The 25,672-nt window shown below is 47.9% G+C and carries 28 protein-coding genes, 2 tRNA genes and 1 pseudogene; 19 read left to right on the forward strand and 12 right to left on the reverse strand.

The window, feature by feature from the left end; genetic code table 11:
* Positions 1–117: 117 nt before the first annotated feature.
* Together K6G33_RS02195 and K6G33_RS02200 are read right to left on the reverse strand one after the other, a co-directional pair.
* Positions 118–192: transfer RNA gene (locus K6G33_RS02195), tRNA-Glu, on the reverse strand.
* Between the two features lie 4 nt (positions 193–196).
* Positions 197–273, reverse strand: a tRNA-Met gene (locus tag K6G33_RS02200).
* Between the two features lie 228 nt (positions 274–501).
* Between K6G33_RS02200 and K6G33_RS02205 the strand changes: the two genes are divergently transcribed.
* On the forward strand, positions 502–1,056 hold the full coding sequence (locus tag K6G33_RS02205) for a DUF3592 domain-containing protein (protein ID WP_296775757.1): 555 nt from the start codon (positions 502–504) through the stop codon (positions 1,054–1,056).
* Between the two features lie 133 nt (positions 1,057–1,189).
* Here the strand turns inward: K6G33_RS02205 and K6G33_RS02210 are convergent, their stop codons facing one another.
* From K6G33_RS02210 to K6G33_RS02225, 4 genes are all read right to left on the reverse strand, one after another.
* Positions 1,190–1,549: a SpoVA/SpoVAEb family sporulation membrane protein gene (locus K6G33_RS02210; RefSeq protein WP_296775760.1), complete on the reverse strand. Its 360-nt coding sequence runs from the start codon at positions 1,547–1,549 to the stop codon at positions 1,190–1,192.
* Entirely contained in the window at positions 1,546–2,562 is a 1,017-nt protein-coding gene (spoVAD, locus tag K6G33_RS02215) for a stage V sporulation protein AD (protein ID WP_296775763.1), read from the reverse strand. The genes K6G33_RS02210 and spoVAD overlap by 4 nt, the downstream gene beginning before the upstream one ends.
* 120 nt (positions 2,563–2,682) lie before the next feature.
* Positions 2,683–3,402: a hypothetical protein gene (locus K6G33_RS02220; RefSeq protein ID WP_296775765.1), complete on the reverse strand. Its 720-nt coding sequence runs from the start codon at positions 3,400–3,402 to the stop codon at positions 2,683–2,685.
* 107 nt (positions 3,403–3,509) lie between these two features.
* Entirely contained in the window at positions 3,510–4,466 is a 957-nt protein-coding gene (locus tag K6G33_RS02225) for an AEC family transporter (protein ID WP_367270449.1), read from the reverse strand.
* Positions 4,467–4,672: 206 nt separating this feature from the next.
* Between K6G33_RS02225 and K6G33_RS02230 the strand changes: the two genes are divergently transcribed.
* A complete protein-coding gene (locus tag K6G33_RS02230) occupies positions 4,673–7,294 on the forward strand; it encodes a cation-translocating P-type ATPase (RefSeq protein WP_296775767.1) in 2,622 nt (873 codons plus the stop codon).
* A gap of 94 nt (positions 7,295–7,388) precedes the next feature.
* Here K6G33_RS02230 and K6G33_RS02235 read toward each other — a convergent pair whose 3' ends face one another.
* The 6 genes and pseudogenes from K6G33_RS02235 to K6G33_RS02260 form a co-directional block, all read right to left on the reverse strand.
* A complete protein-coding gene (locus tag K6G33_RS02235) occupies positions 7,389–7,736 on the reverse strand; it encodes a type II toxin-antitoxin system PemK/MazF family toxin (protein ID WP_173449223.1) in 348 nt (115 codons plus the stop codon).
* A gap of 111 nt (positions 7,737–7,847) precedes the next feature.
* The gene (locus K6G33_RS02240; protein WP_296775770.1) at positions 7,848–8,123 is read right to left on the reverse strand and encodes a hypothetical protein; all 276 of its coding nucleotides are present in this window, start codon (positions 8,121–8,123) and stop codon (positions 7,848–7,850) included.
* Positions 8,120–8,509, reverse strand: coding sequence for a DUF2809 domain-containing protein (locus tag K6G33_RS02245; RefSeq protein WP_296775771.1), 390 nt, complete (start codon positions 8,507–8,509; stop codon positions 8,120–8,122). The genes K6G33_RS02240 and K6G33_RS02245 overlap by 4 nt, the downstream gene beginning before the upstream one ends.
* Positions 8,506–9,705 carry a [FeFe] hydrogenase H-cluster maturation GTPase HydF gene (gene hydF / locus K6G33_RS02250; protein ID WP_296775774.1) on the reverse strand — a complete coding sequence of 400 codons (1,200 nt, stop codon included), beginning with the start codon at positions 9,703–9,705 and terminating at the stop codon, positions 8,506–8,508. The genes K6G33_RS02245 and hydF overlap by 4 nt, the downstream gene beginning before the upstream one ends.
* Positions 9,706–9,789: 84 nt before the next feature.
* Positions 9,790–9,888: pseudogene (locus K6G33_RS02255) on the reverse strand (GNAT family N-acetyltransferase); the annotation flags it as partial.
* A gap of 72 nt (positions 9,889–9,960) precedes the next feature.
* A complete protein-coding gene (locus K6G33_RS02260; protein WP_367270450.1) occupies positions 9,961–10,905 on the reverse strand; it encodes an L-lactate dehydrogenase in 945 nt (314 codons plus the stop codon).
* Between the two features lie 379 nt (positions 10,906–11,284).
* Between K6G33_RS02260 and K6G33_RS02265 the strand changes: the two genes are divergently transcribed.
* From K6G33_RS02265 to K6G33_RS02345, 17 genes are all read left to right on the forward strand, one after another.
* Complete coding sequence (locus tag K6G33_RS02265; protein ID WP_296775781.1) at positions 11,285–12,520, forward strand: argininosuccinate synthase; 1,236 nt, start codon at positions 11,285–11,287, stop codon at positions 12,518–12,520.
* A gap of 92 nt (positions 12,521–12,612) precedes the next feature.
* Positions 12,613–13,212, forward strand: a complete 600-nt coding sequence (locus K6G33_RS02270; protein WP_296775783.1) for a hypothetical protein — start codon at positions 12,613–12,615, stop codon at positions 13,210–13,212.
* 230 nt (positions 13,213–13,442) lie between these two features.
* Positions 13,443–13,862 carry a GNAT family N-acetyltransferase gene (locus K6G33_RS02275; protein ID WP_296775785.1) on the forward strand — a complete coding sequence of 140 codons (420 nt, stop codon included), beginning with the start codon at positions 13,443–13,445 and terminating at the stop codon, positions 13,860–13,862.
* Between the two features lie 4 nt (positions 13,863–13,866).
* The gene (locus tag K6G33_RS02280; protein ID WP_296775787.1) at positions 13,867–14,310 is read left to right on the forward strand and encodes a nucleoside deaminase; all 444 of its coding nucleotides are present in this window, start codon (positions 13,867–13,869) and stop codon (positions 14,308–14,310) included.
* 228 nt (positions 14,311–14,538) lie between these two features.
* Positions 14,539–15,918 carry an argininosuccinate lyase gene (gene argH / locus K6G33_RS02285; protein WP_296775790.1) on the forward strand — a complete coding sequence of 460 codons (1,380 nt, stop codon included), beginning with the start codon at positions 14,539–14,541 and terminating at the stop codon, positions 15,916–15,918.
* 1 nt (position 15,919) lies between these two features.
* Positions 15,920–16,177, forward strand: coding sequence for a hypothetical protein (locus K6G33_RS02290; protein ID WP_296775791.1), 258 nt, complete (start codon positions 15,920–15,922; stop codon positions 16,175–16,177).
* A 236-nt stretch (positions 16,178–16,413) separates the two neighbouring features.
* On the forward strand, positions 16,414–17,367 hold the full coding sequence (gene argC, locus K6G33_RS02295; protein ID WP_296775794.1) for an N-acetyl-gamma-glutamyl-phosphate reductase: 954 nt from the start codon (positions 16,414–16,416) through the stop codon (positions 17,365–17,367).
* 43 nt (positions 17,368–17,410) lie between these two features.
* Positions 17,411–17,827, forward strand: a complete 417-nt coding sequence (locus tag K6G33_RS02300; protein ID WP_296775796.1) for a contact-dependent growth inhibition system immunity protein — start codon at positions 17,411–17,413, stop codon at positions 17,825–17,827.
* Positions 17,824–19,122: a bifunctional glutamate N-acetyltransferase/amino-acid acetyltransferase ArgJ gene (gene argJ, locus K6G33_RS02305; RefSeq protein ID WP_296775799.1), complete on the forward strand. Its 1,299-nt coding sequence runs from the start codon at positions 17,824–17,826 to the stop codon at positions 19,120–19,122. The genes K6G33_RS02300 and argJ overlap by 4 nt, the downstream gene beginning before the upstream one ends.
* A 23-nt stretch (positions 19,123–19,145) precedes the next feature.
* On the forward strand, positions 19,146–19,742 hold the full coding sequence (locus tag K6G33_RS02310; RefSeq protein ID WP_296775801.1) for a hypothetical protein: 597 nt from the start codon (positions 19,146–19,148) through the stop codon (positions 19,740–19,742).
* Positions 19,743–19,753: 11 nt separating this feature from the next.
* Positions 19,754–20,527, forward strand: a complete 774-nt coding sequence (locus K6G33_RS02315; RefSeq protein WP_296775803.1) for a PH domain-containing protein — start codon at positions 19,754–19,756, stop codon at positions 20,525–20,527.
* Positions 20,528–20,603: 76 nt separating this feature from the next.
* Entirely contained in the window at positions 20,604–21,470 is an 867-nt protein-coding gene (gene argB / locus K6G33_RS02320) for an acetylglutamate kinase (protein WP_173449242.1), read from the forward strand.
* Positions 21,471–21,616: 146 nt separating this feature from the next.
* Positions 21,617–22,786 (forward strand): aspartate aminotransferase family protein, encoded by a 1,170-nt coding sequence (locus K6G33_RS02325; protein WP_296775807.1) that lies wholly within the window; start codon positions 21,617–21,619, stop codon positions 22,784–22,786.
* Positions 22,787–22,788: 2 nt separating this feature from the next.
* Positions 22,789–23,250: an LURP-one-related family protein gene (locus K6G33_RS02330; RefSeq protein WP_296775810.1), complete on the forward strand. Its 462-nt coding sequence runs from the start codon at positions 22,789–22,791 to the stop codon at positions 23,248–23,250.
* A gap of 30 nt (positions 23,251–23,280) precedes the next feature.
* Positions 23,281–24,186: an ornithine carbamoyltransferase gene (gene argF, locus K6G33_RS02335; protein ID WP_296775812.1), complete on the forward strand. Its 906-nt coding sequence runs from the start codon at positions 23,281–23,283 to the stop codon at positions 24,184–24,186.
* 285 nt (positions 24,187–24,471) lie between these two features.
* On the forward strand, positions 24,472–25,056 hold the full coding sequence (locus K6G33_RS02340; RefSeq protein WP_296775815.1) for a hypothetical protein: 585 nt from the start codon (positions 24,472–24,474) through the stop codon (positions 25,054–25,056).
* A gap of 15 nt (positions 25,057–25,071) precedes the next feature.
* Positions 25,072–25,467 (forward strand): DUF3592 domain-containing protein, encoded by a 396-nt coding sequence (locus K6G33_RS02345; protein WP_296775817.1) that lies wholly within the window; start codon positions 25,072–25,074, stop codon positions 25,465–25,467.
* Positions 25,468–25,672 lie beyond the last annotated feature (205 nt).

Genomic DNA, 25,672 nt, shown 5'->3' on the forward strand with positions numbered 1-25,672 from the left:
CACACCTGAAAATAGTTAAAAGTGGTAATAAGTGGTCAGTAAGTGGTCACGGGTAGTTGGTTAAAATAATAAAAAACTGCAAATGGCTTAAATCAGCCATTTGCAGTAACCAATTAATGGTGACCCGTACGGGAATTGAACCCATGATTCCGCCGTGAAAGGGCGATGTCTTAACCTCTTGACCAACGGGCCGTCTTGGTAGCGGCAGTAGGATTCGAACCAACGACCAATCGGGTATGAACCGAGTACTCTAGCCAACTGAGCTATGCCGCCACATATTTACTGTCGCTTGCGACTAAATTATTATATTACATAATTGGGAAAAAGTCAAGAGGAAAAGAGGGAAGACGGGACAATTTTGTCTATATGCATAATTGATATAGTAGCTCTGACGGCCTTGATGTGCAATTTGCTACAGGAGCTGTTGACAGTAGCGAGAAAATATGCTATAATCAGTATAATAAATCTGATATAGGAGCCAAAAATCAAGGGGGGGACAAAATGAGTAAGCCAAAAGGCAAAAACAAAAGACCGAGAAAGAAAAGACCGAAGGTTTTCCGAAGGAAGTACAGTCCGGACGAAAACTACCAAGCCATGATATTTTTTGGAGCTCTCATCATGGTGGTGGCGCTGTTCATGGCGTATATAGATATAAAAGGACAAAAAATTCAGGATCGCTGTACCGAACGCACAACGGCTGTCATCACAGACGTGCAAACACAGACGATATATCATGGCAAAGACAAGATACCAAAGTTTGGTCGCAGATATATTATCCGATACAAATTTGAAGTTGACGGCAAGGAGTATAAGGACTCGACCAGATATACGTATAGACCAGGGAATATTTCAGGAACCCGTATACCTGTGTATTACGATCCTGCTGATCCTTCTTATAACTACACGCTCAATGATTATTCTTCGTCAGATCACAGGAGAATTCACTTTTTCTTCGCAGGAGCAGGAGCTGTTCTGCTTGCTGTGGGCATTATCAAGCACAAGAAATTCAAGAAGAAAAGCAGCAGCGGTGACGAGCCGATGTCACAGACGGATTAAAAATATACAGTATAAAACAATACGTATGGGCGCACAGTGTGCGCCCGTGCCATACCACAACACGCAATAACGATGCTGTTATTTACGGGTGAGCGGAACTCGCCCCCACAATTCCGGATCAGCATTGGGCGGACTATTTATCCTTCTGTCTGAATATGAGGGAGGCAGTCAGCCCGAACAGGAGAGCTGCGGCAACTCCGCCCGAAGCAGCCGTGAGACCGCCCGTGAATATACCGAGAAAGCCGTCTGAAGAGATGGCTTTTTTTATGCCTTGAGCAAGAAGATGACCGAAGCCTGTCAGCGGAACTGTAGCTCCTGCACCTGCGAAGTCGGCAAAGGGCTGATAAAGTCCTGTCGCCGAGAGTATAACGCCTGCTATAACAAAGCCCGTGAGTATCCTTGCCGGTGTGAGTTTAGTGAGGTCGATAAGGAGCTGTCCCACGGCGCAGAGAGCTCCGCCTGCAATAAAAGCCTTTGCGAGTTCGTATATCATAGCTGCTCCTTTCTGAGGTGGACGAGGTGGGCGATAGAGGGAATGCTCTCGCCCTGCTGAAGGGACATGGGAGACATGAGCGCACCTGTTGCGGCAAAGAGTATACTGTCTGCCTCACCGCGCAGCATCATGGGTATGAAGTGTCCGCAGAGGACGCTTGCACTGCATCCGCAGCCCGATCCGCCGCAGTGGGTATCCTGCTGTTCGGGGGAAAATATCATAGCGCCGCAGTCTTTGTGCTGCGGAGAAATATCCACGCCCTGCTTCATAAGGATATCGAGGAGGAGGCTGCTGCCGACGATGCCGAGGTCGCCCGTGACGATGAGATCGTAGTCTTCGGGAGCAGTTTTGGTAGCCGAAAGATAGCGCATAATGGTATCCGCAGCGGCAGGAGCCATAGCGCTTCCCATATTGTTTATATCGGTCACGCCGAGGTCTGTTATCCTGCCTATGCAGCCGCCTGCGATGCATACAGAGCCGTGTTCACGGGAAAGGATAACAGCTCCCGAAGCAGTGCAGGTCCATTGTGCGGTGGGAGTCCTCTGACCGCCGTAGGACAGAGGGAAGCGGAACTGCCTTTCCGCAGTTGAGAAATGGGAAGATGTAACGGCAGCCGCATGGCGGGCAATACCGCTGTCGGTGAGGACAGCAGAGATGATAAGTCCCTCAGCCATAGTGGAGCAGGCTCCGTAAAGTCCGAGGAACGGCACATCGAGCTCGCGGACGCTGTATGCGGAGCCCGTACACTGGTTTATGAGGTCGCCTGCACAAATGCTGTCGAGGTCTTCGCGGCTGAGCTGAGCCTTTTCCAGTGCAAGACGAACAGCTTCGAGCTGGAAGCGTGTCTCAGCCTGTTCCCATGTATCCATGCCGAAGTGACTGTCGGGGATTATCCTGTCGAAGCAGCTCCCGAGAGGACCGTCGCCTTCTTTTTCGCCTGCAACAGCTGCAAAGCCGTGTATTCTTACAGGAGTATCCATGCTGAATACTCCCTCTGCGATACGTTTTGCCATGATGATACCTCCGTTTCAAAGGTATCATGTGCAGAAAAAGCATTATTATACATTCATTCCGTACCTGTCCGAAGCTGATACGGATAAAAAAGGGAGCTGCACGTAACAGCTCCTTTTACATTAATCATAACGGAAAATTTTGTCATATGCGTCCCAGTATACGTCATCGAGACAGGTGCTGCTGTTGAGCTTATTATACATATCGTCTGTGGTGAAGTACACAGGAACGCCGTGTTTATCGGGGAGCGTATCAACTTTGCCCTTTGTCCATTCGCGGGCAGTTGCCGTATACTTCACCTTGCCGTTCAGCACGATGATGAAGTACTGACAGGTAACGTCCTCCTGCGTATGTATATCCATTCTGCTGTAGAATTCACCCACATCGAAGGGAACGGCTGCATTTGAATTTTCATCTGAGCTTATGAAGTAAAGTCCCTGCAATGGGAGTTCCATGCGGTTTAGCTCTCCGAGAACATTATCGGCGCTTTCCGTGATATCGGCAGCCTTGACAGCGATCATATCGAGGCGGACGTTATCGGCGCTGCTTTTTCTGATATAATACCATTGGATAAATATGAACGCTATTATAAGAGTGAAAGCGCAGACCACAATGAATAGCACAGTGAATAACGCGGCATGGCTGGTTTTATCGCTGCTGACTTTGTAGGGATCGTTCTCATACTTGTAATCAACGTAAGGGTCAACAGTGGGGTCGAAGCTGCTGCTGCGAGGGATATTCGGGAAAGCCGACGGCTCGGCAGCAGCTGCGGGCGGTGTCTGAGAACAGCTGCAGGTCTCACCGTCGCCCAGCATTTTTCCGCATTTTCCGCAGTATGGCATAATATCACTTCCTATTATTATTTTATTGATGTATATATTTGCAAACGGCACTGTTGTTTCGTTATTTGCAGGCGACCAGTAGTCGTTCCTGCGAAATGTAATATGTATCAGATGTAATTAAGCGTTTTCAGTATAAACAGCCAGCCTGTCAGAGTAAAGGCACTGCACAGTGTGGTGAGCATTACGGCAAAGGCGGTTATGATGCCTTTGTGACCGAAATTCTTAGCCATAACGAAGCAGCTGCTCGTAGTTGCACTGCCAAGCATTACCAGTATGGCTATGAGCTTTTCGCCGCGGAAGCCGAGCTTTATAGCTATGGGCAGGAATATGGAGCAGAACAGCACCAGTTTGATGCAGGCTATGCCCAGTGTTACGCGGAACTTTCCCTTAGCATCATTGAATCTGAACGAAGCTCCCAGCGATATGAGCGAGAGAGGTGTAGCCATATTTCCGAGGTAAGTGACTGACTTCGAGAGTATCACAGGCTGTGGTATCTTCAGCAGCGACCAGCCTATACCAACAACTATTCCCAGTATTATCGGATTGGTGACTATGCTTTTTACCGTGCTTTTCACGAGAGAAGCCCTGTCCTTTGCCTTGTCCGTATCGGGCGAGGTGACAGCAAGAGTGGTCACGGCGATGATGTTGTACAGCGGAACAGTTCCCACTATCATGAGAGCAGCCATAGTCGAGTGACCGTAGATATTGTTGACAAAGGCAATACCGAGGATAGCGGCACTGCTTCGGTAGCTCGCCTGTATTATCTCGCCCCGTTCGTGACCCTTGCCGCATATCATGGAGTAGATCACGGCGATGCCTACACTCAGGACTGTGACGCACATACAGAAAAGGACGAATTTGCCGTCCCAGACAGCGCGGAAGTCAGCAGTAGACAAGTCCATGAACAGCAGCGCAGGGAGAAGTGCGCGGAACACGAACCTGTTCACCTGAGAAGTGGCGTTGTCGTCGAGGAGCTTTATCCTGTGTACGAACCAGCCGAACACCATCATGAGAAAAACGGGAACGGTAGCATTCAGGCTGAAAATGAGGTTATTCAGGAACAAAAATTATCACGACCTTGTAGATTTTTAAGATACTGCTTTTGCATTCATTATAGCATATTTTTTCCCTTCATGCAATATATTCGGTTTTTGAGCCTTTATCCTGTAGGGGCTGGTGTTCCCGACAGCTCATAATAGCTTCCTGCTGTCATATTTGTCCCACCACGGACATATCCTGTAAGGACAACGGTTCTCGAAAGGGTGAAGGTATGGGTCTTACAGAAAACGAAGCAGCTGAAAGGCTGAAAACAGAAGGCGAGAATGTCCTCGGAGACAGCAGGAAAACGGGTCCGCTGAAGATATTTCTCGGACAGTTCAGAGACATTATGGTGATGATACTTCTCGGAGCAACGGTGATATCGGTGCTTCTGGGAGAGATCTCCGACGCAGTAACGATAATCCTCATTGTACTGCTCAATGCGATACTCGGTTTTGTGCAGGAGTACCGCACGGAGCATACTCTCGAAGCCCTGCGCTCCATGACCTCTCCTACGGCAAAATGCTGGCGTGACGACAGGCTCACCGTGATCGAAGCGGCGAAGCTGGTAACAGGCGATATCATCGAGATTGAAGCAGGCGACCGTATACCTGCGGACTGCGCTGTGCTGAAAGCGGCAGGCTTTTTCTCCGACGAGTCGATACTCACAGGCGAATCCGTGGCTGTGGGAAAGACGGCAGGCAGCGCGGACGATACGGACAATTCGCTGAACAAGCCGAATGTTGTCTACTGCGGAGCTTCCGCGACCAAGGGCACCTGCCGCGCAAAAGTCATCGCAACGGGTATGCGGACGCAAATGGGCAGGATATCGGAGATGCTCACGGACATCGACAGCGAGCCTACTCCTTTACAGAAGCGCCTTGCCGAGCTGGGAAGAGCTGTGGCGGTGATATGCCTCATCGTATGCGCAGCCGTGTTCGGTGCAGGAGTTCTTCGCGGCGAGAACGTCTTTGATATGCTCATGACGGGCATAACCATAGCTATCGCGGCAATACCCGAGGGACTTCCTGCCACGGTGACTATAGCTCTTGCGCTGGCTGTGAACCGTATGCTGAAGCAGAAAGCTCTCGTGAACAAGCTCCACAGCGTGGAAACTCTCGGCTGTACATCGGTGATATGCACCGACAAGACAGGAACTGTCACCGAGAACAAAATGACCGTTACGGAGCTTTACACGGCAGGCTGCGGACATTTTTTTAGCGGTATGGGCTACAGGGTAAGCGGAGCTGTTACCAAAGAGGACGGAACTGCCGTGGATACTGCCGAGGAGAAGGCTCTTGCGGAGGCTCTGCGATGCGGAGTGCTGTGCTCGACGGCTGAGATAAACGCTCAGGAAGCTCCAAAGAGCCGAAACAGGGGCGTTCTTGCGGGAAAGGGCGAGTGGAAGGTCACAGGCGACCCAACAGAAGCGGCTCTGCTGATAGCGGCGGCAAAGGCAGGCATCACGAAGGAGTCTCTTTCGGAAAGCTTCCGCGTACTGGAGGAGTTTCCCTTTGACAGCGAGACCCGATTCATGGCGGTACACTGTTCCTGCGGCGGTGAAAAGAAGATGTACTTCAAGGGCGCTGAGGAGGTCATACTCCCGAGATGTTCCCGATATATGAACGAAAGCGGCAGAGCTGTCCCCATGACGGCAGCTGTGCGCAGAGAGCTTGAACAAAAAGCGGAAGATATGTCCGACAGGGCATTGAGAGTACTTGTGCTGGCGGTATGTACATCAGAGGTTTTCGCTCCGCACTGCGGAGAGCTGGTATTTCTGGGACTTGCCGGCATGACCGACCCTCCTCGTGAGGAAGCAAAGACCGCTATACGCAAATGTGCGGCAGCTTCCGTGAAAACGGTCATGATAACGGGCGACCATAAAAAAACCGCCGTGGCAGTTGCAAAACAGGCAGGACTGCTCAAAGGCGGAAATGCTATAACAGGAGCTGAACTGGATAAGCTCACAGACGAAGCGCTTGACCGTGATATCGGGAAATATACGGTATTCGCAAGGGTCGAGCCCGTACATAAGCTGCGCATAGTGCGGAGCTTCAAGCGGCGCGGCGAGATAGTCACCATGACAGGGGACGGAGTGAATGACGCTCCTGCGGTAAAGGAAGCCAATGTGGGCGTAGCTATGGGAGTTACGGGAACTGATGTCACCAAACAGGCGGCAGATGTGATACTCCTTGATGACAACCTTGCGACCCTTGTGGACGCTGTTGAGCAGGGGCGGTGCGTATACGCCAATATACGGAAGTTCGTGCGGTACCTGTTGTCCTGCAACATAGGCGAGGTGCTGACCATGTTTCTGGGAATAATCACGGGGATGCCCATCGTGCTGCTGCCCGTGCAGATACTCCTTGTGAATCTGGTCACTGACGGACTTCCTGCGGTAGCTCTGGGAATGGAGCGTCCCGAGAGCGACATAATGACACGTCCGCCGAGGCGTTCGGGAGAGGGCTTCTTTGCAGGCGGTCTGATGTGGAAAATAGTCATAAGGGGCATATTTATCGGGCTTTCCACCCTTGCAAGCTTCACTGTGGTGATGCGCATGGGCGGTTCTCTTGAAGCCTGCCGCACGGCTGCGCTCATAACTCTTGTGACCTCGCAGCTGATACACGTATTCGAGTGCCGTTCCGAGCGAAAGAGCGTATTCCGCATGAATCCCTTCGGCAATATGAAGCTTGTGGGAGCAGTTCTCGTCTCGGGAGCAGTTCTTGCGGCAGCGGTTATGATACCGCAGATGCAGGTTATATTCAGCACGGTAGCTCCTGATATGGTGCAGCTTCTCACAGCACTTGGCTTCAGCATTGCAGTGCCTGTTTTATCAGCCATTATCAACCGTTAGCTTGTAGGGGACGGCATCTGCGGCGTTCCGAAAAAAACGTAAGGGCGCACAGTGTGCGCCCGTGTCGATATCATCGAAAAATGTGTGCGGACTGTCATATTTCCAGCCCGAAGCTTATGGAAAGAGCTGTGTCCACTTTGGTCATGGAATTGAGGTCGAGCTCGCCCATTTTGTCTTTCAGGCGGCGCTTGTCGATAGTCCGTATCTGCTCAAGGAGCACGATACTGTCCTTTGCAAGACCGCATTTGTCTGCCTGCACCTCAATATGGGTGGGCAGGTGGTTCTTGTCGCGCTGACTGGTGATAGCAGCGGCTATGACCGTGGGACTGTGCTTGTTACCCACGTCGTTCTGGACTATAAGTACAGGTCTGATACCGCCCTGCTCAGAGCCAACTACAGGACTGAGGTCGGCGTAATATATTTCTCCGCGTTTGACTGACATAGTATTTCTCCCGATATATGATGAATTTCAGCTGATGTCATTATTATTGCCTGCGAGACTGAATTTATACAGTCTCTATCCATTATATGCATACAGGAGAACTTCTGCTTATTAAAGGAAAATGTTGCCTATAGTGCCGTTCAGTCTGAGAACGATATACACTATAGCAGCCATGAAAGGCGTAATGAAAAACGTGATATTCTTGTTATTGCGTTTCCAGCGGCGATATTCTGTATACGGGGAAGGCGCGGAGTAATTATGATATTGGGCATTTGCTTTGAAGTCCTCCCATTTTTTCTGTTTGTCATTGTATTTTTTCAGACAGTACAGCGAGAGCACCATTATTCCTATAGCTATCAGCAGATCAAAATATGAAAGGACTTTCATTGCCTTCTCCTTGATAAAAGATTTTGGAATATAAATATTTCCAGCACTGTGACAGCAGTTCCTGCTACATAGCACCATAAGTCCTTTGTGGCGAAGCTCGTACCGATTATTATGCGCAGGAGCTTGTTTTCAACACCGAGTATGTCAGCGATATGAGCTTTTTGCAGGAACTCAACTATAAAAGAAAAGACGAGTATTCCGCCTGCTATAAGGTAAGAGTTCCCGCGCTTCGGCGAAAACGAGCGCCACAGGCAGTACAGCACCCATACGATGATTACGTCGCCGAGGTAGGAGCGCACAAATACGCTGAACTCGAATATCCCTATGCAGACTTCAACAGCTGTGAGCAGCAGAAAACCTGCTATATACGGCAGACGCGCTTTCATTCTATCTCCTTTGCGAGGTCGGGGAATATGCCCAGACTGCGCTTTAATATGCCGTTCATCATAGCGAGGGCGATACCGTAATTGGTGAAGGGTACATTCTGATCCTCTGCGGACTTGCGGCGGTAGGTCATTTCGCGTTCATTGAGCATACAGCCGCCGCAGTGTATCACAAGGCTGTATTTCGACAAGTCCTCGGGGAACTCACGTCCCGAGCTAAGCTCTATATTCAGCGTTTTCCCTGTAGTTTTTTTCAGGAGAGCAGGGAGCTTCACACTGCCGATGTCTCCGCACTGACGGTGGTGGGTGCAGCCCTCGGATATGAGGACAGTATCCCCGTCTTTCAGCGTTTTTATGGCAGCTGCGCCCTTTACCGAGGTTTCGAGGAAGCCCTTGTACCTCGCCATGAGTATTGAGAACGATGTAAGCGGAACGCTCTCAGGGACGATTCTGCTGACAACTGCGAACGCCTGACTGTCTGTGATGACCATTTTAGGCGGAGCAGCAAGCTTTTCAAGAGTTTCGGCGAGCTGATGCTCCTTTGTAAAGACCGCCATAGCGTCAGCGTCGAGGATATCGCGGAGAGTCTGGACCTGCGGCAGTATCATTCTGCCCTTTGGCGCAGCAGCGTCTATAGGCGTAACGAGAACGGTCATATCGCCTGCGCCGAGAAGGTCGCCGACAATGCGCTTTTCGTCCGAGGGGAGCTTTGCAAGAGCTGCGATGCGTTCCTTCAGCTCGTAGATATTAGCTCCCGTGAGAGCGCTTACCTCGATCTCGTTTTCCTGACAGACGCGCTTTGCAGCGATATCGGACTTGTTGTATACTGTGAGATAGGGAATATCCTTTTCTGTGAAAATTTCGATAAGCTGCTTTTCCGTTTCGGTAAGTCCGACAGAGCCGTCAACGATGAGTACGGCAAGGTCGGTGCGGTTGAGTATCTGTTTTGTCTTGCGGACTCTCATTTCGCCGAGAGTTCCCTCGTCGTCGAAGCCTGGGGTGTCGATTATGACAACAGGGCCGAGAGGGAGAAGTTCCATAGCCTTTGTGACGGGGTCGGTGGTAGTGCCCTTAACGTCGGAGACCACGGACAGTTCCTGACCCGTAACGGCGTTGACAACGCTGGATTTGCCTGCATTTCTGCGTCCGAAGAAGCCGATATGGACTCTCTCCGAGGACGGTGTATCATTTAAACTCATAAATATCATTCCTTTATTGTAGGGAACGCCGTCCTCGGCGTTCCGAAATATCACTAATATTGCATGGTACGGCGTGACGTATTATTACAGCTCTATATAATACGGACAGATATTCTCTAAATGTCCGTCTTTCATTCTGAATCCGTTTGGTATCACGCCCAACTGCCTGAAGCCGATACGCTGCAAAAAAGCCGCAGAGCGAAATGCTCTACGGCTCATTATATCACATATGTATGCTTTCTGCAAGCACTCAGCTCAGAACTGTATCTGGTCGATGACCTTTCTGAGAGCCTTTGCGCTTTCCTGAAGCTTAGTTATCTCCTGTTCGTTGAGCTTCGGAGAAACTTCTCTTTCGATACCGTTGCTGCCGATAACGCACGGGAGACTGAGGCAAACGTCGTTTACGCCGTATCTTCCGTTTATCATAGTCGATACAGTGATGATGTTGTTTGCGTCGCGGAGTATGGAATCGCATATCTTGTTTACGCTCATAGCGATAGCGTAGAAAGTAGCGCCCTTTCTCTTGATAACTTCAGCACCTGCTGTGCGGACTTCATTGATTATCTCGTCCTCGTCGAGGTCGGCGTGATCCTGATCTGCGCAGTATTCTTCCATAGGGATACCTGCGATATTTGTAAGTGACCACGGAATGAACGATGAATCGCCGTGCTCGCCGAATACGTAAGCGTGAATGCTGTTAGGGCTGAGACCCACATGGTCAGCGATGATAGAACGAAGTCTTGATGTATCGAGAGCCGTTCCCGAGCCTATTACCTGATTTGGTTTGAGGTCTGTGCATTTGAGGATAGTGTATGTGAGTATGTCAACAGGGTTGCTGACAACCACGTATATTGCATCGGGAGCGTATTTAGCCACCTGCGGCATAACTTCCTTGATTATATTTACGTTTGTCTGAGCGAGGTCAAGACGTGTCTGTCCCGGCTTTCTTGCAAGACCAAGTGTTACTACAACTATATCTGAATCCTTTGCGTCTTCGTAGCCGCCGTCGAATACTTCAACATTTTCGCCGAAGGAAACGCCCTGGCGGATATCCATAGCTTCGCCCTTTGCCTTTGCCTTGTTGATGTCAACAAGAACTATATCGGAGCAAGTACCTGCAACAGCGAATGTATATGCAACAGTTGCACCAACATTGCCTGCACCCAGTATCGTTATCTTTGTTCCGTTTTTATCAGCCATAATGTTAACCTCCATATATGTATAGGAAAACTTTGCATGGTTCTGTTTATAGCAGCAGAGCCCTTTTTATACTCTCATTATAAACGTTAAACCTTGAAATATCAAGCAATTCGATTTGTTTTGCTCAAAAATCGTAAATTCGTACAAAACCGACTGAGATTTAACAAGGCTTTTTCACTCAAAGACTAATGGAAGTAACCTGTATGCAACAGCTCAGAATATTGCCTGAGTGAATAATATGCGGAATACAATGAATATTTTTGATAAAAATGAATATTTATGCAAATATACTTGACATTCTTTTCATGTGTAGTATAATAGAACTATATTGATAATCCATGCTGCTATATGCAGTGTTTATATTCAGGAGGTCATTACTATGGCAAACAAAAAAGATATCAAAAAAGTTGTTCTCGCATACTCAGGCGGACTTGATACTTCTATTATCATTCCGTGGCTCAAGGAAAACTACAATAACTGCGAAGTTATTGCTGTTTCAGGCGACGTAGGACAGGGCACGGAGCTCGACGGACTTGAAGAGAAGGCTATCAAGACAGGCGCTTCAAAGCTTATCATCGCTGACCTCAAGGAAGAGTTCATTCAGGACTATGTATATCCTACAGTTCAGGCAGGCGCTATCTATGAGAACAGATATATGCTCGGTACTTCCTTCGCTCGTCCGATCATCGCAAAGCGTATCGCTGAGATCGCACTCGCTGAGGGCGCTGACGCTATCTGCCACGGCTGCACAGGCAAGGGCAACGATCAGGTAAGATTCGAGCTTGCTATCAAGGCTTTCGCTCCTGAAATGGCTATCATCGCTCCATGGAGAGAATGGGACATCAAGAGCCGTGACGAGGAGATCGACTACGCTGAAGCTCACAATATCCCGCTCAAGATCAACAGAGAGACAAACTACTCAAAGGATAAGAACATCTGGCACCTTTCACACGAGGGTCTTGATCTTGAAGATCCTGCAAACGAGCCGCAGTACGAGAAGAAGGGCTTCCTTGAAATGGGCGTATCTCCTATCGACGCTCCTGACAAGCCTACATATATCACAATTCACTTCGAGAAGGGCGTTCCTACACAGCTCGACGGCAAGACACTCAACGGCGTTGAGATGGTATCAGCTCTTAACAAGCTCGGCGGCGAGAACGGTATCGGTCTTGCAGACCTCGTTGAGAACCGTCTCGTTGGTATGAAGTCAAGAGGCGTTTACGAGACTCCCGGCGGTGCTATCCTTTACCACGCTCACGAAGTTCTCGAAACTATCACTCTCGACAAGGAAACTGCACGTATCAAGCAGTACCTCGGAATCAAGTTCGCTGATATCGTTTACAACGGTCAGTGGTACACACCTCTCCGTGAAGCTCTCACAGCTTTCGTTGACAAGACTCAGGAGAGAGTTACAGGCGACGTTAAGCTCAAGCTCTACAAGGGCAACATCATCAATGCAGGCGTAACTTCACCATACACACTCTATGATGAGGAAGTTGCTACATTCGATGAGGACGAGGTTTACAATCAGGCTGACGCAGCAGGCTTCATCAACCTCTTCGGTCTCCCGATCAAGGTAAAGGCTCAGCTCGACAAGAAGAGAAACAACAAGTAATTTGATATCATTTTTTCCCGAACTGCGGCGCAGTGTATACTGTCCGCAGGCGGGATGTTCATATATGACATTATTCATTACGGTAGGGGCGTATGAATGAGAATTTAAACAATTTATCTGATAATTGGGATACCCTGCTTACCATGCTTATAGTGTTTGCTCTGCCTGCACTGGGAGTTGGCTATCTTCTTTCAAAGCATACCCAAATAGGTCTGCTTGAACCTGTTGTCATGCTTCTGGTATTGTGTGCTGTGTTCGGTATGTTCAATATACCTGCAATTAATCTCGTTGCCGTTATAGCGTTCGGAGCTGCTCTGGCTTTTATTTCATGGAGCTTGATCTTTGTCTTCTATTGCGTTATCGCACTTTTCTCAAAAAGGTGCGTGGGAAAGCTGGTAAGGTTTGAAGTGCCGAAGGGAATGAAAAGTGCGGTTGCCTGCTATGACATAGACGGTGAAGTACATCATTGCCTTGTGGGAGGCATAAAAAAAGAATTTGCTGAAAACGGCGAAGGTAAGCTCTCAAAGAAATACATTATCGGAAAAGAATACAACGTAAGATACAGCAGACTTTTAAAAAAGGTCTATGACAAAAGAGCTGTCATGATAAGCGCGGCGTGTGTTATGGTGAGCATCATCGGAGCATTGTTCTTCATTCTTCCTATGATATTCATGGAAAAGCTGCCGCCGTGATGACAGATATATGATTTGATATCTGAATAATTATACAGGCAGGGGACTTCCTCCTGCCTGTTACGATTTTTTATAATGCGTAATTCGTAATGCGTAATGCATAATTATATATATGCTTCGCTCATACATTTAAAAGTGATGCATAAGCGTCCCTTTGATTTGCTGTCGCAGGTACTCCGCAATTACGAATTACGAATTAAGCATTACATATTGAAGAAAGGAGAATTACTATGGTGACGACAAGACTCATGACTATCAACGACTGGAAAGGCGTTGAGGAAGTCTGGAAAGACCATGAAGGCACAAACCCTGTTGACGACTCCGAGGAAGGCTTCACAAGATACCTGAAGCGCAATCCCACCACGAGCTTTGTTGCCGAGGAAAACAGCAGGATAATCGGTACGATACTGGCAGGTCACGACGGCAGACGCGGTATCTTTCACCATGTTGTAATTGCTCCCGACCGCCGCGGACAGGGTATCGGAAGAATGTTGGTGGAAAGCGCTATGGAGGCTCTCAGAAAAGAGGGCATACAGAAAGTCCTGCTGGTGGTGTTCACACACAACGAAAACGGAAATCAGTTCTGGGAGCATATGGGCTTTACCGTCCGCGAGGACTTGTATTACCGCAACAAATACATCGAAATATAAAACTATGGATAAATTCATGAAGCTCGCCATTGACGAGGCGAGAGCAGGCATAAATGCAGGCCACGGCGGCCCTTTCGGCTGCGTTATTGTCAGGGACGGCGAGATAATCGGTCAGGGGCACAACGAAGTCGTCAAAAGACACGACCCTACCTGTCACGGCGAGATGATGGCGATACGCGATGCCTGCAAAAATATCGGCAGCCATGACCTTTCAGGCTGCGAGCTTTATACCACCGCAGAACCTTGCCCCATGTGCGCAGGCGCTATAATGTGGGCAAACATCAAAAAGGTGTTCTACGGCTGCAATATATCCGATACCGATAAGATAGGCTTCAGGGACAAGCAGTTTTATGAAGCTCCCGAGGATATCTCGGAGGAGCTCCACCGTGAGGAATGTCTTGAGGTATTCAAGGAGTATGCGGCAATAAAAAATAAGAAGCATTATTAACTTGCAGGGAACACCGCTCTCGGCGTTCCGAAAAGATAAAATTGTTTTAGAAACGAAGAATTGACCTGTAAGGGCGCACAGTGTTCGCCCGTCAGTAAACGATAAATCGCAATCGACCGCAAATGCAGGGGCGATGTCTGCATCGCCCCGTTGATAAATAACGTGATCAGGGACGGCGAGAACGCCGTCCCGTACAAAAGCGAATGGCTACAACAAGGAGAGAAAAACATGGCAGATATGATGTGGGCAGGAAGATTTTCAAAGCAGGTGGACGCAGGCGTGAACGCCTTCAACTCTTCCATTGCCTTTGACGGACGTATGTACCGCCACGATATTAAGGGCAGTATCGCCCACGCTACTATGCTGGGAGACTGCGGCATCATCACCAAGGAGGACAGCCTCGAAATAATCGCAGGTCTGAAAGGTATCCTCGTCGATATCGACAACGGCAAGCTGGAGCTCGACCCCAATGCCGAGGATATCCATATGTTCGTGGAAGCTGAGCTCACAAAGCGTCTCGGCGACGTGGGAAAGAGACTTCATACCTCACGTTCAAGAAACGATCAGGTCGCAGTTGACCTGAGACTTTATCTCCGCGACGAGATCGACGAGATCTACGCTATGGTCAAGGAGCTTGCTGTTACTCTCGTGAAGATGGCTAAGGAGCACACCGAGACTATCATGCCCGGTTATACTCATCTCCAGCGAGCTCAGCCTATAACTCTTGCACATCACCTCATGGCGTATGTGTGGATGCTTCTCCGCGATATGGAAAGACTTCAGGATACCGCAAAGAGAATGAACTACTGTCCTCTGGGCAGCGGCGCTCTTGCAGGTACTACCTATAAGACCAACAGAAAGCAGACTTCCGATCTTCTCGGCTTTACAGCTCCAATGCCGAACAGCCTTGACGGAGTTTCCGACAGAGACTACTGTGTGGAGCTGAACTGCGCACTGTCACTTCTTATGACACACCTTTCAAGATTTTCCGAGGAAATTATCCTCTGGTGCTCGTGGGAGTTCAAGTTCGTGGAGCTCGACGACGCTTTTGCTACAGGCTCGTCAATAATGCCACAGAAGAAGAACCCCGATGTTACGGAGCTTATCCGCGGCAAGACAGGACGTGTCAACGGCGACCTCATGACCCTTCTCACTATGATGAAGGGACTTCCTCTCGCATACAACAAGGATATGCAGGAGGACAAGGAAGCTATATTCGACGCTGTTGACAACGTTAAGCTCTGCGTAAAGACATTTACTCCAATGCTTGCAACCATGCGCGTTCTCAAGGATAATATGAGAAACGCAGCTGCAAGAGGCTTCATAAACGCTACGGACTGTGCTGATTACCTCGTTAAGAAGGGTATGCCTTTCCGTGACGCATACAAGATAACAGGTACTCTCGTTGCTCAGTGCATACAGAAGGGGCTTACTCTCGAAACTCTGCCCCTTGCCGATTACAAGGCAATGACAGATCTCTTTACCGAGGACGTTTACGAGGCTATCAGCCTTGACACCTGCGTTCGTGAGCGCAAGTCCGAGGGCGGTCCTTCACCCGATGCTGTTAAGGAGCAGATAGCTCTTGCAGAAAAGGCACTGGGACTGTGATATGAAGAAAAAAGACGTAACTTTTATAATAGGACTTACCATATTTATGGGAGTTGTATGGGTCATAGGTGAGCTGGTCATGGGACTGTGGGTAGCCGTTGTGCCTAAGACGCATATAGTCTGGTTCGCGGTCATTTTAGTCATAACGCTGGGAGTCAGCGTGTGGCACTCGATGATAGAGGACAAGTCCGACCTTGAAGACCCAAAACGTGCAAAATACGAGCGCAAGGTAAGTAAAAGAAAAAACAAAGCGAAATAGAATAATTGTGGGATTCCAAAGGGTTTACAACCCTTTGGTCAGGTCAAGGGCTGACAGCCCTTGCAGGGGTGGGGGCAGCGCCCCAAATAGACAAAGCGCTTCGCAAGGGGTGAATCAAAAAATAGTCCTGTGGACTGTTTTTTGAGAGGGTGACGCCTTGCAAGTGAAGGCGTCCCCTAAAAAATCGATCCTTTTCATAGGATTATCTTACTTCTCGAAAAACGGAGGAAAACATTATGTCAGTAAAAATCTATATAGACGGTCAGGAAGGCACAACAGGTCTGAAAATACAGGAGCGTTTCCAGAACAGGAACGACCTCGAAATAATGAAGATAAGCGAGGAGCTTAGAAAAGACCCGTCAGAACGTGCCCGACTTATCAACAGCGCAGACTATGTGTTCCTCTGCCTGCCTGATGCGGCTTCTATCGAGGCTGTTTCCTTCATCGACAAGGACAACGACCACGTTCGCATCATCGACGCTTCAACAGCTCACCGTACAAATCCCGCATGGGCTTATGGCTTCCCCGAGCTTTCACCTGCTCACAGGGAGAAGATCCGGAAGTCCAACAGAGTAGCTGTTCCGGGCTGCTATGCAAGCGGATTTGCTTCAATAGTTTATCCGCTGGTAAGCAACGGCATCATACCTGCGGACTTCCCTGTATTCGCCTATGCTACTTCGGGCTACAGCGGAGCAGGCAAGAAGGCTATCGCAGTATACGAGGGCGAGGATAAGCCTTACGAGTTCAACAGTCCCCGTCAGTACGCTCTTTCTCAGCAGCACAAGCACCTGCCTGAGATGAAGGCTGTATCGGGACTTACATATACACCTATGTTCAACCCTATGGTCTGCGATTACTTCAGCGGCATGGTAGTGAGCGTTCCGCTCCAGACAAGAATGCTGGACAAGAAAGTGACCGCACAGCAGGTACACGAGATGTACGCAAAGCACTATGAGGGCGCAAAAATGATAGAGGTAATGCCTCTTATGTCTGCGGACGAGCAGAAAGCATTCTTCCTTGCTTCAAATACTCTCAGCGGACAGAACAAGATGCAGGTGTTTGTTTTCGGCAATGACGAGCAGATACTCCTTTGCTCACGCCTTGACAATCTGGGCAAGGGCGCAAGCGGTGCTGCTGTACAGTGCCTTAACATAATGATGGGAATCGACGAAACTACGGGACTTGTTTGAGGTGACACGATAACATGAAAAATCATTTCGGGGGGAATGAATAATGAGCAGAACATTAAGGGAGATCTATGAGTACGATCTCATCGAGGACGACGGCCTTGATTATACCGTCGATGAATGGTTCAACACCATTATGGAGAAGACGAAGGATCAGCTCAGTCTTGCAGACGTGAGCCGTATGCTCCGTCAGAGGATATGCTCTCGCATTGCGATGAAGAGAGCTATAGAAATGCTCAGCGACGATCCGTTCGTGGGGGAAATGTTTGAGGGTCAGCTGATGTTCAATCTTTACAAAGGCAAGGAAAAATACCTCAGGCTTTTCTATCCGCAGATGAGCAATGTTCTCGAAAAAGCAGGTACTATGGCAAAATGCCACCACTTTGATTCCGAGGACGGAAAGCGGGAGTATATTTCCATTATTTCTAAATTCGCACAGAAGATCAAGGAGGAAACAGCATGAAGCTGGTACAATTACAGAACGTAACTTTTATTGAGGGCGGCGTGTGCGCTGCTAAGGGATTCAGAGCAAACGGAGTTCAGTGCGGTCTTGCGCACAAGCCTCTCGGAGAAATGGACGAGGCTAACGCAGCTGCAAACAACGCTCTCCCAAGCGCAAAAAAGAAGAACGATCTCGCACTCATCGTTGCTGATAACGACTGCAATGTTGCAGCTGTATACACCACAAACAAGGTAAAGGGCGCTCCTATCTTAGTTACAAAGGAGCATATCAAGGACGGCAAGGCAAGAGCTGTTATCGTAAACTCTGTAAACGCCAACACCTGCAACCCCGACGGCGTTGAGAAGGCAGCAAAGATGTGCCAGCTCGCTGCAAATACTCTCGGTATCGACGAGAACGACGTGGTAGTAGCTTCCACAGGCGTTATCGGACAGGTTCTCCCTATCGAGCCTATCGCAAACGCTATGGACGAGCTTGCAGGCGGTCTTGCTTACGACGGCAACAAGAAGGCTCTTGAAGCTATCATGACAACCGATACCCGTGAAAAGGAGATCGCAGTAAAATTCGAGATGGGCGGCAAGAACTGCACTCTCGGCGGTATGCTCAAGGGCAGCGGCATGATACACCCGAATATGGCTACAACTCTTACCTTCCTTACAACTGACGCTGATATTTCTTCGGAAATGATACAGGCAGCTCTTGACGCTACAGTTAAGGAAACTCTCAACAGAGTAAGCGTTGACGGCGATACTTCCACAAATGACATGGTGCTCATCATGGCATCGGGCGCAGCAGGAAACACTCCTGTAACAACTGAGGACGCTGAGTTTGCAAAGTTCAAACACGCTCTCTATGCAGTAATGATGAACCTTGCAAGACTTATGGCTCGTGACGGTGAGGGCGCTACAAAGCTTATCGAGTGCGCTGTAAGAGGTGCTGAGACAGGCGAGATCGCCGAGAAGGTTGCAAAGTCTATCGTAGGTTCCAGCCTTATCAAGGCTATGATATTCGGCGAGGACGCTAACGCAGGCAGAATATTCTGCGCACTGGGCTATTCGGACGCTGATTTCGATATCAGCAATGTCGATGTGGAAATGGCTTCTGACAACGGTCTTGTTATCCAGCTTGGACACAAGGGCAATGTTGTGGAGTTCTCAGAAGCTATCGCAAAGAAGATACTCAAGGAAGAGGAGATCAAGATACTCGTATCTCTCGGCAACGGCGAGGGCAAGGCTATCGCATGGGGCTGCGACCTCACTTATGATTATGTAAAGATCAACGGAGACTACCGTTCATGATATGAATTTTTGCGGCTTTGAAGATGATTGAAACAGATAAGGCTTATGAAGAAAAGGTAATGCCGTACATCGGAGATGATGAATATATTATCTGGTGTGAGCATGAAGCTTCAAAGGAAGAACTTCCGAAGATAACGATCTTCTTTGAGAAGATAGCATTTGTATTAACCATATTTCATTTTATGGCAGGTATCGGTTGTGTTTGGCTTGCGTTCACTCAGTTTAATGACATTAGTGCAAGGTTAGTTTGCAGTATTGTTGGTATAGTTTTTATCATTGTTCCATTGTCATTTTCGTTTTATGTAAACATAAGAAAAAACAGGATATATGCAATTACAAACCTGCGTGTCATTGTTCTTGACGATGATAAGATAAAAGATGCGGAGCTTTCGGAAATAAAAAAGATACAGTCTTTTCCTGTCAGAAATAATATAAGAACGCTCAGGCTGTTTACTTCTTTTGATCTGAGAAAAAATAAGGTCAAGTGGATAGAGTTCAACAATATATCATCGTCATCAATGGCGGAATGTATCATCAGAAAGCAGAAGCAGCTTTTAAACAACGGCAAAGATGATATTGATTCATTAGGTGAAGGCACTGTTATTTATAAAAGAAAATAGTGGGTGAGCAGATGTTCGGAAGGAAACGTGAAGAAGATTACGATGACTATAATGAAAAGTATGCATCGAAGTATGACGATGACTATATAGCGCCGTCAAAGGAGTACCGTAGCGAGCAGATCAATGACCGCGAGCGGACGTATTCCGACATGACTGCCGTGAGAGAGTGCGACCATGACCACGAGCAGACGTATTCAAATATAAATACTGTCAGGGAATGTGAACATAACCACGAGCAGACCTATGAAGATGCGGATTCCGAACAGCATCAATACGATGATTACGCAAGCCTCGAGAACTTTTTTGAGGGAATGCTGGAACGCGGCGAACGCCTTGTATGGGTCGGCAGCAAGAATAACGTAAAGCCGTCTTCCAACACAGGAAAAAATCCAAAGCAGCCTGTGGGCTTATATATCATGTTTACGGGTATCGCACTTTTAGTCGCAGGCGCGTGTTCGCCGATGCTGATTATTTTTGGTCTTCTGCTTATTGTCGCAGGAGTTGTATCAATGACGAAAAGCAGCATGACAGCTTTCTATGCACTGACGAACAATAGAGTTATCATTGCAGGTACTTCGGGCACTTCAAGCGTTGCGCTTAATGACATCATCAAGGTCGAACGCTCTATGTTAGGCAAAAACATGGGCAATGTGTACATTACCACAAGACTTATGTACAGAGGCTCTCAGAGAGCAGGCAGCAGCTTCAGGCTGGCGCTCTATGAGATAAATGACCCCGCAAGAGTTGAGAGGATACTCAATGATGCGATACAGGGCTTCTTTTGATATTTGTGGAGCTGACAGAATGTTTATCGGGCAAAGCTCGTTTAATTTTAAATAATATAAAGGAAGTAAAGTTAAAATGGAAAAGATCTCAAACAATGACAAATCGCAGGTGCTTATTGACGCACTGCCTTATATCCAGAAGTATAATAATAAGATACTTGTTATCAAGTACGGCGGAAACGCTATGACCAATAAGGAACTGAAAGATGCCGTAATGACGGATATCGTGCTTCTTTCACTGGTCGGCGTAAAGGTCGTTCTTGTACACGGAGGCGGTCCCGAGATAAGCGATATGCTTAAGAAGCTCAATATCGAGAGCAGATTTGTCAACGGTCTCAGATATACCGACGACGCTACAGTTGATGTGGTAAAAATGGTTCTCTCAGGCAAGGTCAACAAGGAGCTGGTACAGCTTCTTGCACAGCATAAGGGCAGCGCAGTAGGTCTTTGCGGCATAGACGGAGAGATGCTCATGGCTGAGAAGAAAAAGACCGATGACGGACAGGATCTGGGCTGGGTCGGCGAGATCACAAAGGTGAACACAAAGCCTATCACGGACGCTCTTGCAAACGGAAATATCCCTGTTATTGCTACAGTTGCCACCGACGAGGAGGGCAATACATACAATATCAACGCTGATACAGCCGCTGCAAGAATAGCTGCCGAGCTTGGAGCCGAGAATCTTATCCTTATGACCGATATAGCAGGTCTTCTCCGCGACAAAGATGATCCCACAACTCTTATCCCCGAGGTCAATGTCAGTGAAGTTCCTTTCCTCAAGAGACAGGGTATAATATCGGGCGGTATGATACCAAAGATAGACTGCTGCGTGGAAGCTGTCAGACGAGGTGTCAGCAAGACCGTTATCATAGACGGAAGAGTGCCCCATTCTATACTCATTGAGATACTTTCCAACGAAGGAATCGGCACACAGTTTGTATAAGAATTATTCTTCTCGTAAAATAATTTACTTGTATACAAAAAATTTACTAATATTATTCGGGTAATGATTGATTTTGACTGCCATTCAGAGCTATAATAATAGTGTGTCTGAAAAAGTCCAAGGCAGTCTGCCCCAAGGAGGACTTTATGAATACTATAGATAAATTTAATTCGCACGTTATGCAGTCCTACGGACGCTACCCCCTCGTTATGGAGCAGGGCAGCGGCAGACGCTGTAAGGACGAGAACGGCACGGAATATATCGACTTCGGAAGCGGCATCGGTACTAATTCCCTCGGCTACTGCGATGAAAAATGGGCTGACGCTGTGTGCGCTCAGGTAAGAACATTACAGCACAGCTCCAATTACTACTATACAAAGGTACAGGCTGATTTTGCCGATAAACTTTGTAGTATTTCGGGATATGAATCAGTTTTCTTCTGTAACAGCGGCGCTGAGGCAAATGAGTGTGCAATAAAGGTGGCAAGGAAATACAGCTTCGATAAATACGGCAAGGGAAGACATACCATCATCACCCTTGTTAATTCCTTCCACGGAAGAACGATAGCTACGCTCTCCGCAACAGGTCAGGATGTGTTCCATAATTACTTCTTTCCGTTCCTTGAAGGCTTTGTAAACGTTACCGCAAATGATATCGCAGACCTTAAAGAAAAGCTCGAAGATAAGACAGTGTGTGCGGTGATGCTTGAGTACGTACAGGGAGAGGGCGGCGTTAATGCCCTCAATAAAGATTTTGTCGATGCAGTTTATGACCTATGCGCAGAAAAGGATATACTCGTTATTGCTGATGAGGTGCAGACAGGTGTGGGACGTACAGGAAAATTCCTTGCGGGAGACCACTTTGGCAGAAAAGCTGATGTTACTACACTTGCAAAGGGCATCGCAGGCGGTGTGCCTATGGGTGCCTGTCTCGTGAACAAGAAGTGCAGCGGAGTGCTTACAGCAGGCACTCACGGCTCCACTTTCGGCGGCAACCCCATTGCCTGTGCAGGTGGTCTTGCAGTACTCGACAGGATCGAAAGTGAAGGATTCCTCGATGAAGTCGGAAAAAAAGCGGAGTTTATAAAGAATGAACTCGGAAAATGCAGTGAAGTCGAAGCGGTGAGCGGTCTGGGAATGATGATCGGTATTACTCTGAAGAACAAGGACGCTCACGACGTAGCACAGAAAGCTCTTGAAAGGGGGTTGCTTGTGCTGACTGCCAAAGAGAAGGTTAGACTTCTCCCTCCGCTTACAATTTCTTACGATGAACTAAAGGACGGACTGAAAATTCTGATAGAGATACTGGAGGAATGAGTATGGAGATACAAGTATCAGGTAAAAACGGAAAATATACTGTTGTAGATAAAAACGGCAAACTCCTGTATAATGTAAAGAAAAAAGGCTTCGGTGCTAAATTCAACCTCATGGACATAAATAACTATAATCTCTATACTCTGGTTCAGACAGGAAGCTCGAAAAGCCCGACCTTTACCATAATTCTCAATGATAATGTTTTCATGGTCATGCAGTGTACATCGCTGTACCTCGACCCTTCATTCAAGGTCAGACATAAGACGATGAATTTTGAGATCAACAGCAAGAACAGAAAGGATTTTGATATAATCCTCGACGGAAAGAACGTGGGAAGTATCAAGACCCTTGTTGCTGTTACAGGCGATCTCCAGTATCATGTGACCATCGAAAATACTGCGTTCGATGACTATATTCCTTTGTTTGCCGTCGCTGTTGACAGAGCGTTCGGCGAGATGAACAAATGACGCAAAGAAATGAAAGGATAGATATTTATAATGAAACACTTACTTAAAATGCTCGATCTCAGCACAGAGGAGATCATTGATATACTTAACCTTGCTGACCAGCTCAAGTATGAACTGAAGCACAGTATCCCACATCCGCACCTCAAGGGAAAGACTCTCGGTATGATATTCCAGAAGGCTTCCACACGTACCCGTGTATCCTTTGAGACAGGTATGTATCAGCTTGGCGGATATCCGCTGTTCCTCTCGTCCAACGATCTCCAGATCGGACGCGGAGAGCCTGTTCAGGATACAGCAAGAGTTCTCTCACGTTACCTTGACGGCATCATGATCCGTACATTCGAGCAGAAGGAAGTAGAGGATCTCGCTCAGTACGGCAGCATTCCGATAATCAACGGTCTTACAGACTTCTGCCACCCATGCCAGGTCCTTGCAGACCTTATGACTATCCGCGAGTTCAAGGGCAGCTTCAACGGTCTTAAAATGTGCTTTATCGGCGACGGAAACAATATGGCTAACTCCCTTATCGTTGGCTGCTTAAAGGTGGGTATGACCGTATCTATCGCTTGCCCTGACGACTACCAGCCTCCAAAGGAGATACTGGACTTCGCAAAGAGCTATGGCGACAAGTTCGAGATGACCAACTCGCCTATGCAGGCTGCAAAGAACGCAGACGTTCTCATCACAGACGTATGGGCTTCAATGGGACAGGAAGGCGAGGCTGAAAAGCGTAAGAAGGCTTTTGCAGGCTACCAGATAAACGACGACCTCATGGCTCAGGCACACGCAGACGCAATGGTTCTCCATTGTCTCCCTGCACACCGTGAGGAGGAGATCACAGAGAAGGTATTCGAGGCACACGCAAACGAGATATTTGAGGAAGCTGAGAACCGTCTCCACGCTCAGAAGGCAGTAATGGTCAAGCTCATGGCTTGATTCAGCCGTACAGTGAATGGCGTTACATAATTGAGACATATTGCAGGGGCGGATATTATCCGCCCCTGTTTTATATGGAATTCCGTCCGAAAGCCGCGTTTGCCCGTGCCATACACGCAATGTAACATGGATATGCAGGGGAAGGCGTTCCATACGATGAAGCGGCGGCTCGAACGGATAGCACAATGCCGTGAGATGTACGCTTTTGATTTGACAAAAAAGGTCAAAAGTGTTATTATAAGCACGTAAAAAGAAAAGCATACATAAATCGAAAGGACAGAAATTATGGAACAAAATATGAGGAAGATAAAGATATTTCCATGGAACGGAAAAAACTTCGATCGACTTGCGTATCTTGCAGCGCTGACGTGGATAGCATTTACGGCAGGGATAATTGTGCTTGTATACGGTAAGAACAAAGTTGTGGGAGTGCTCCTGTTGATATTCGGAATAGTGGGAACAGTTATCGAAGCAAGCATAGCACTTAATGTCCGCAAGGGAAGGGAGATATTCTACAACGAAAAACAGGTGAAATGGAAGAGTTTCGGCAAGGAGCATACCATAGAGCTTTCAGACGTAAAGGAAATAGTTTATTACGTTATGGAGAGCCGAACAGGCGGTGCAAGGAATGGTCGGCAGACAATAAGAAGAATGGAAGTATGCTTCCTGACAGATGTGGGCAAGCCAAAGCTGAAAGCGCTGCACGTCGGCGACAAAATAAGCTTGGAGGACTTGAAGAAAATCAAAAAAGGGAATAAACCCGATCTCCCGATAATGGAGTTCTACAGGTTCTATGAGAAGACCTACCCGAACCGCGCGAAGGGTATACAGGATCTGGGCGAGCTGCGAAAGAAGATCATACTCTGGTAAGAGAAAGGAAAGATTATGGGAAATTTGATACTTGTCGTTGCAGGCATAGCAATAGCTCTTGCAGGAGGGCTCTACCTTGCGAGACTGATGTACTTCAAGAAAAACGGAGTGATCGTAAAAGCGGAAGTTGTAAGCGTGAAAGAGGTGACTCGGAAAAAGGGCAGGCAGGTAAACGGATATGCGCATACACTGAAATATGAGATGAACGGCAAGACGTACGAGGAACAGGATAAGGCAGGATACAGCGAGCCGCTAAAGGTGGGAAGTACTCATCTTCTCATGTGCGACCCGAAAGATCCAAAGGTGTTCAAGTTTGAGGCTGATATAGACAGCCATATAAAAGTTGCGGCAGCTCTGATAGCTGCGGGCGTAATATTTGCGGGCAGATTCGCGTATGCCTATATGAAATAATATATATTGTGTATCATAAACAATAAAAGCCGCCGATTGGCGGCTTTCTTTTAGTTGACAATTCGCGGAATGAGTGATATAATAAACAAGTCGCTTCGGAAGGGTGAAGGAAGAGTAAGCCTGCTGGCGCAGCATCGTGGAGCACATGGAGGAGAGGCGGAAGAAAGTTATCACAAAAAACTTTTGAAAAGGTATTGACAAAGAG

It is taken from the genome of Ruminococcus sp. (genome assembly GCF_024691275.1).
In the GTDB taxonomy this organism is placed as follows: domain Bacteria; phylum Bacillota; class Clostridia; order Oscillospirales; family Ruminococcaceae; genus Ruminococcus.

Coding starts and splice junctions, on each gene's coding strand:
- K6G33_RS02205 (WP_296775757.1), top strand. CDS start 502: ATGAGTAAGCCAAAAGGCAAAAACAAAAGACCGAGAAAGAAAAGACCG.
- K6G33_RS02210 (WP_296775760.1), bottom strand. CDS start 1,549: ATGATATACGAACTCGCAAAGGCTTTTATTGCAGGCGGAGCTCTCTGC.
- spoVAD (WP_296775763.1), bottom strand. CDS start 2,562: ATGGCAAAACGTATCGCAGAGGGAGTATTCAGCATGGATACTCCTGTA.
- K6G33_RS02220 (WP_296775765.1), bottom strand. CDS start 3,402: ATGCCATACTGCGGAAAATGCGGAAAAATGCTGGGCGACGGTGAGACC.
- K6G33_RS02230 (WP_296775767.1), top strand. CDS start 4,673: ATGGGTCTTACAGAAAACGAAGCAGCTGAAAGGCTGAAAACAGAAGGC.
- K6G33_RS02235 (WP_173449223.1), bottom strand. CDS start 7,736: ATGTCAGTCAAACGCGGAGAAATATATTACGCCGACCTCAGTCCTGTA.
- K6G33_RS02240 (WP_296775770.1), bottom strand. CDS start 8,123: ATGAAAGTCCTTTCATATTTTGATCTGCTGATAGCTATAGGAATAATG.
- K6G33_RS02245 (WP_296775771.1), bottom strand. CDS start 8,509: ATGAAAGCGCGTCTGCCGTATATAGCAGGTTTTCTGCTGCTCACAGCT.
- hydF (WP_296775774.1), bottom strand. CDS start 9,705: ATGAGTTTAAATGATACACCGTCCTCGGAGAGAGTCCATATCGGCTTC.
- K6G33_RS02260 (WP_367270450.1), bottom strand. CDS start 10,905: ATGGCTGATAAAAACGGAACAAAGATAACGATACTGGGTGCAGGCAAT.
- K6G33_RS02265 (WP_296775781.1), top strand. CDS start 11,285: ATGGCAAACAAAAAAGATATCAAAAAAGTTGTTCTCGCATACTCAGGC.
- K6G33_RS02270 (WP_296775783.1), top strand. CDS start 12,613: ATGAATGAGAATTTAAACAATTTATCTGATAATTGGGATACCCTGCTT.
- K6G33_RS02275 (WP_296775785.1), top strand. CDS start 13,443: ATGGTGACGACAAGACTCATGACTATCAACGACTGGAAAGGCGTTGAG.
- K6G33_RS02280 (WP_296775787.1), top strand. CDS start 13,867: ATGGATAAATTCATGAAGCTCGCCATTGACGAGGCGAGAGCAGGCATA.
- argH (WP_296775790.1), top strand. CDS start 14,539: ATGGCAGATATGATGTGGGCAGGAAGATTTTCAAAGCAGGTGGACGCA.
- K6G33_RS02290 (WP_296775791.1), top strand. CDS start 15,920: ATGAAGAAAAAAGACGTAACTTTTATAATAGGACTTACCATATTTATG.
- argC (WP_296775794.1), top strand. CDS start 16,414: ATGTCAGTAAAAATCTATATAGACGGTCAGGAAGGCACAACAGGTCTG.
- K6G33_RS02300 (WP_296775796.1), top strand. CDS start 17,411: ATGAGCAGAACATTAAGGGAGATCTATGAGTACGATCTCATCGAGGAC.
- argJ (WP_296775799.1), top strand. CDS start 17,824: ATGAAGCTGGTACAATTACAGAACGTAACTTTTATTGAGGGCGGCGTG.
- K6G33_RS02310 (WP_296775801.1), top strand. CDS start 19,146: ATGATTGAAACAGATAAGGCTTATGAAGAAAAGGTAATGCCGTACATC.
- K6G33_RS02315 (WP_296775803.1), top strand. CDS start 19,754: ATGTTCGGAAGGAAACGTGAAGAAGATTACGATGACTATAATGAAAAG.
- argB (WP_173449242.1), top strand. CDS start 20,604: ATGGAAAAGATCTCAAACAATGACAAATCGCAGGTGCTTATTGACGCA.
- K6G33_RS02325 (WP_296775807.1), top strand. CDS start 21,617: ATGAATACTATAGATAAATTTAATTCGCACGTTATGCAGTCCTACGGA.
- K6G33_RS02330 (WP_296775810.1), top strand. CDS start 22,789: ATGGAGATACAAGTATCAGGTAAAAACGGAAAATATACTGTTGTAGAT.
- argF (WP_296775812.1), top strand. CDS start 23,281: ATGAAACACTTACTTAAAATGCTCGATCTCAGCACAGAGGAGATCATT.
- K6G33_RS02340 (WP_296775815.1), top strand. CDS start 24,472: ATGGAACAAAATATGAGGAAGATAAAGATATTTCCATGGAACGGAAAA.
- K6G33_RS02345 (WP_296775817.1), top strand. CDS start 25,072: ATGGGAAATTTGATACTTGTCGTTGCAGGCATAGCAATAGCTCTTGCA.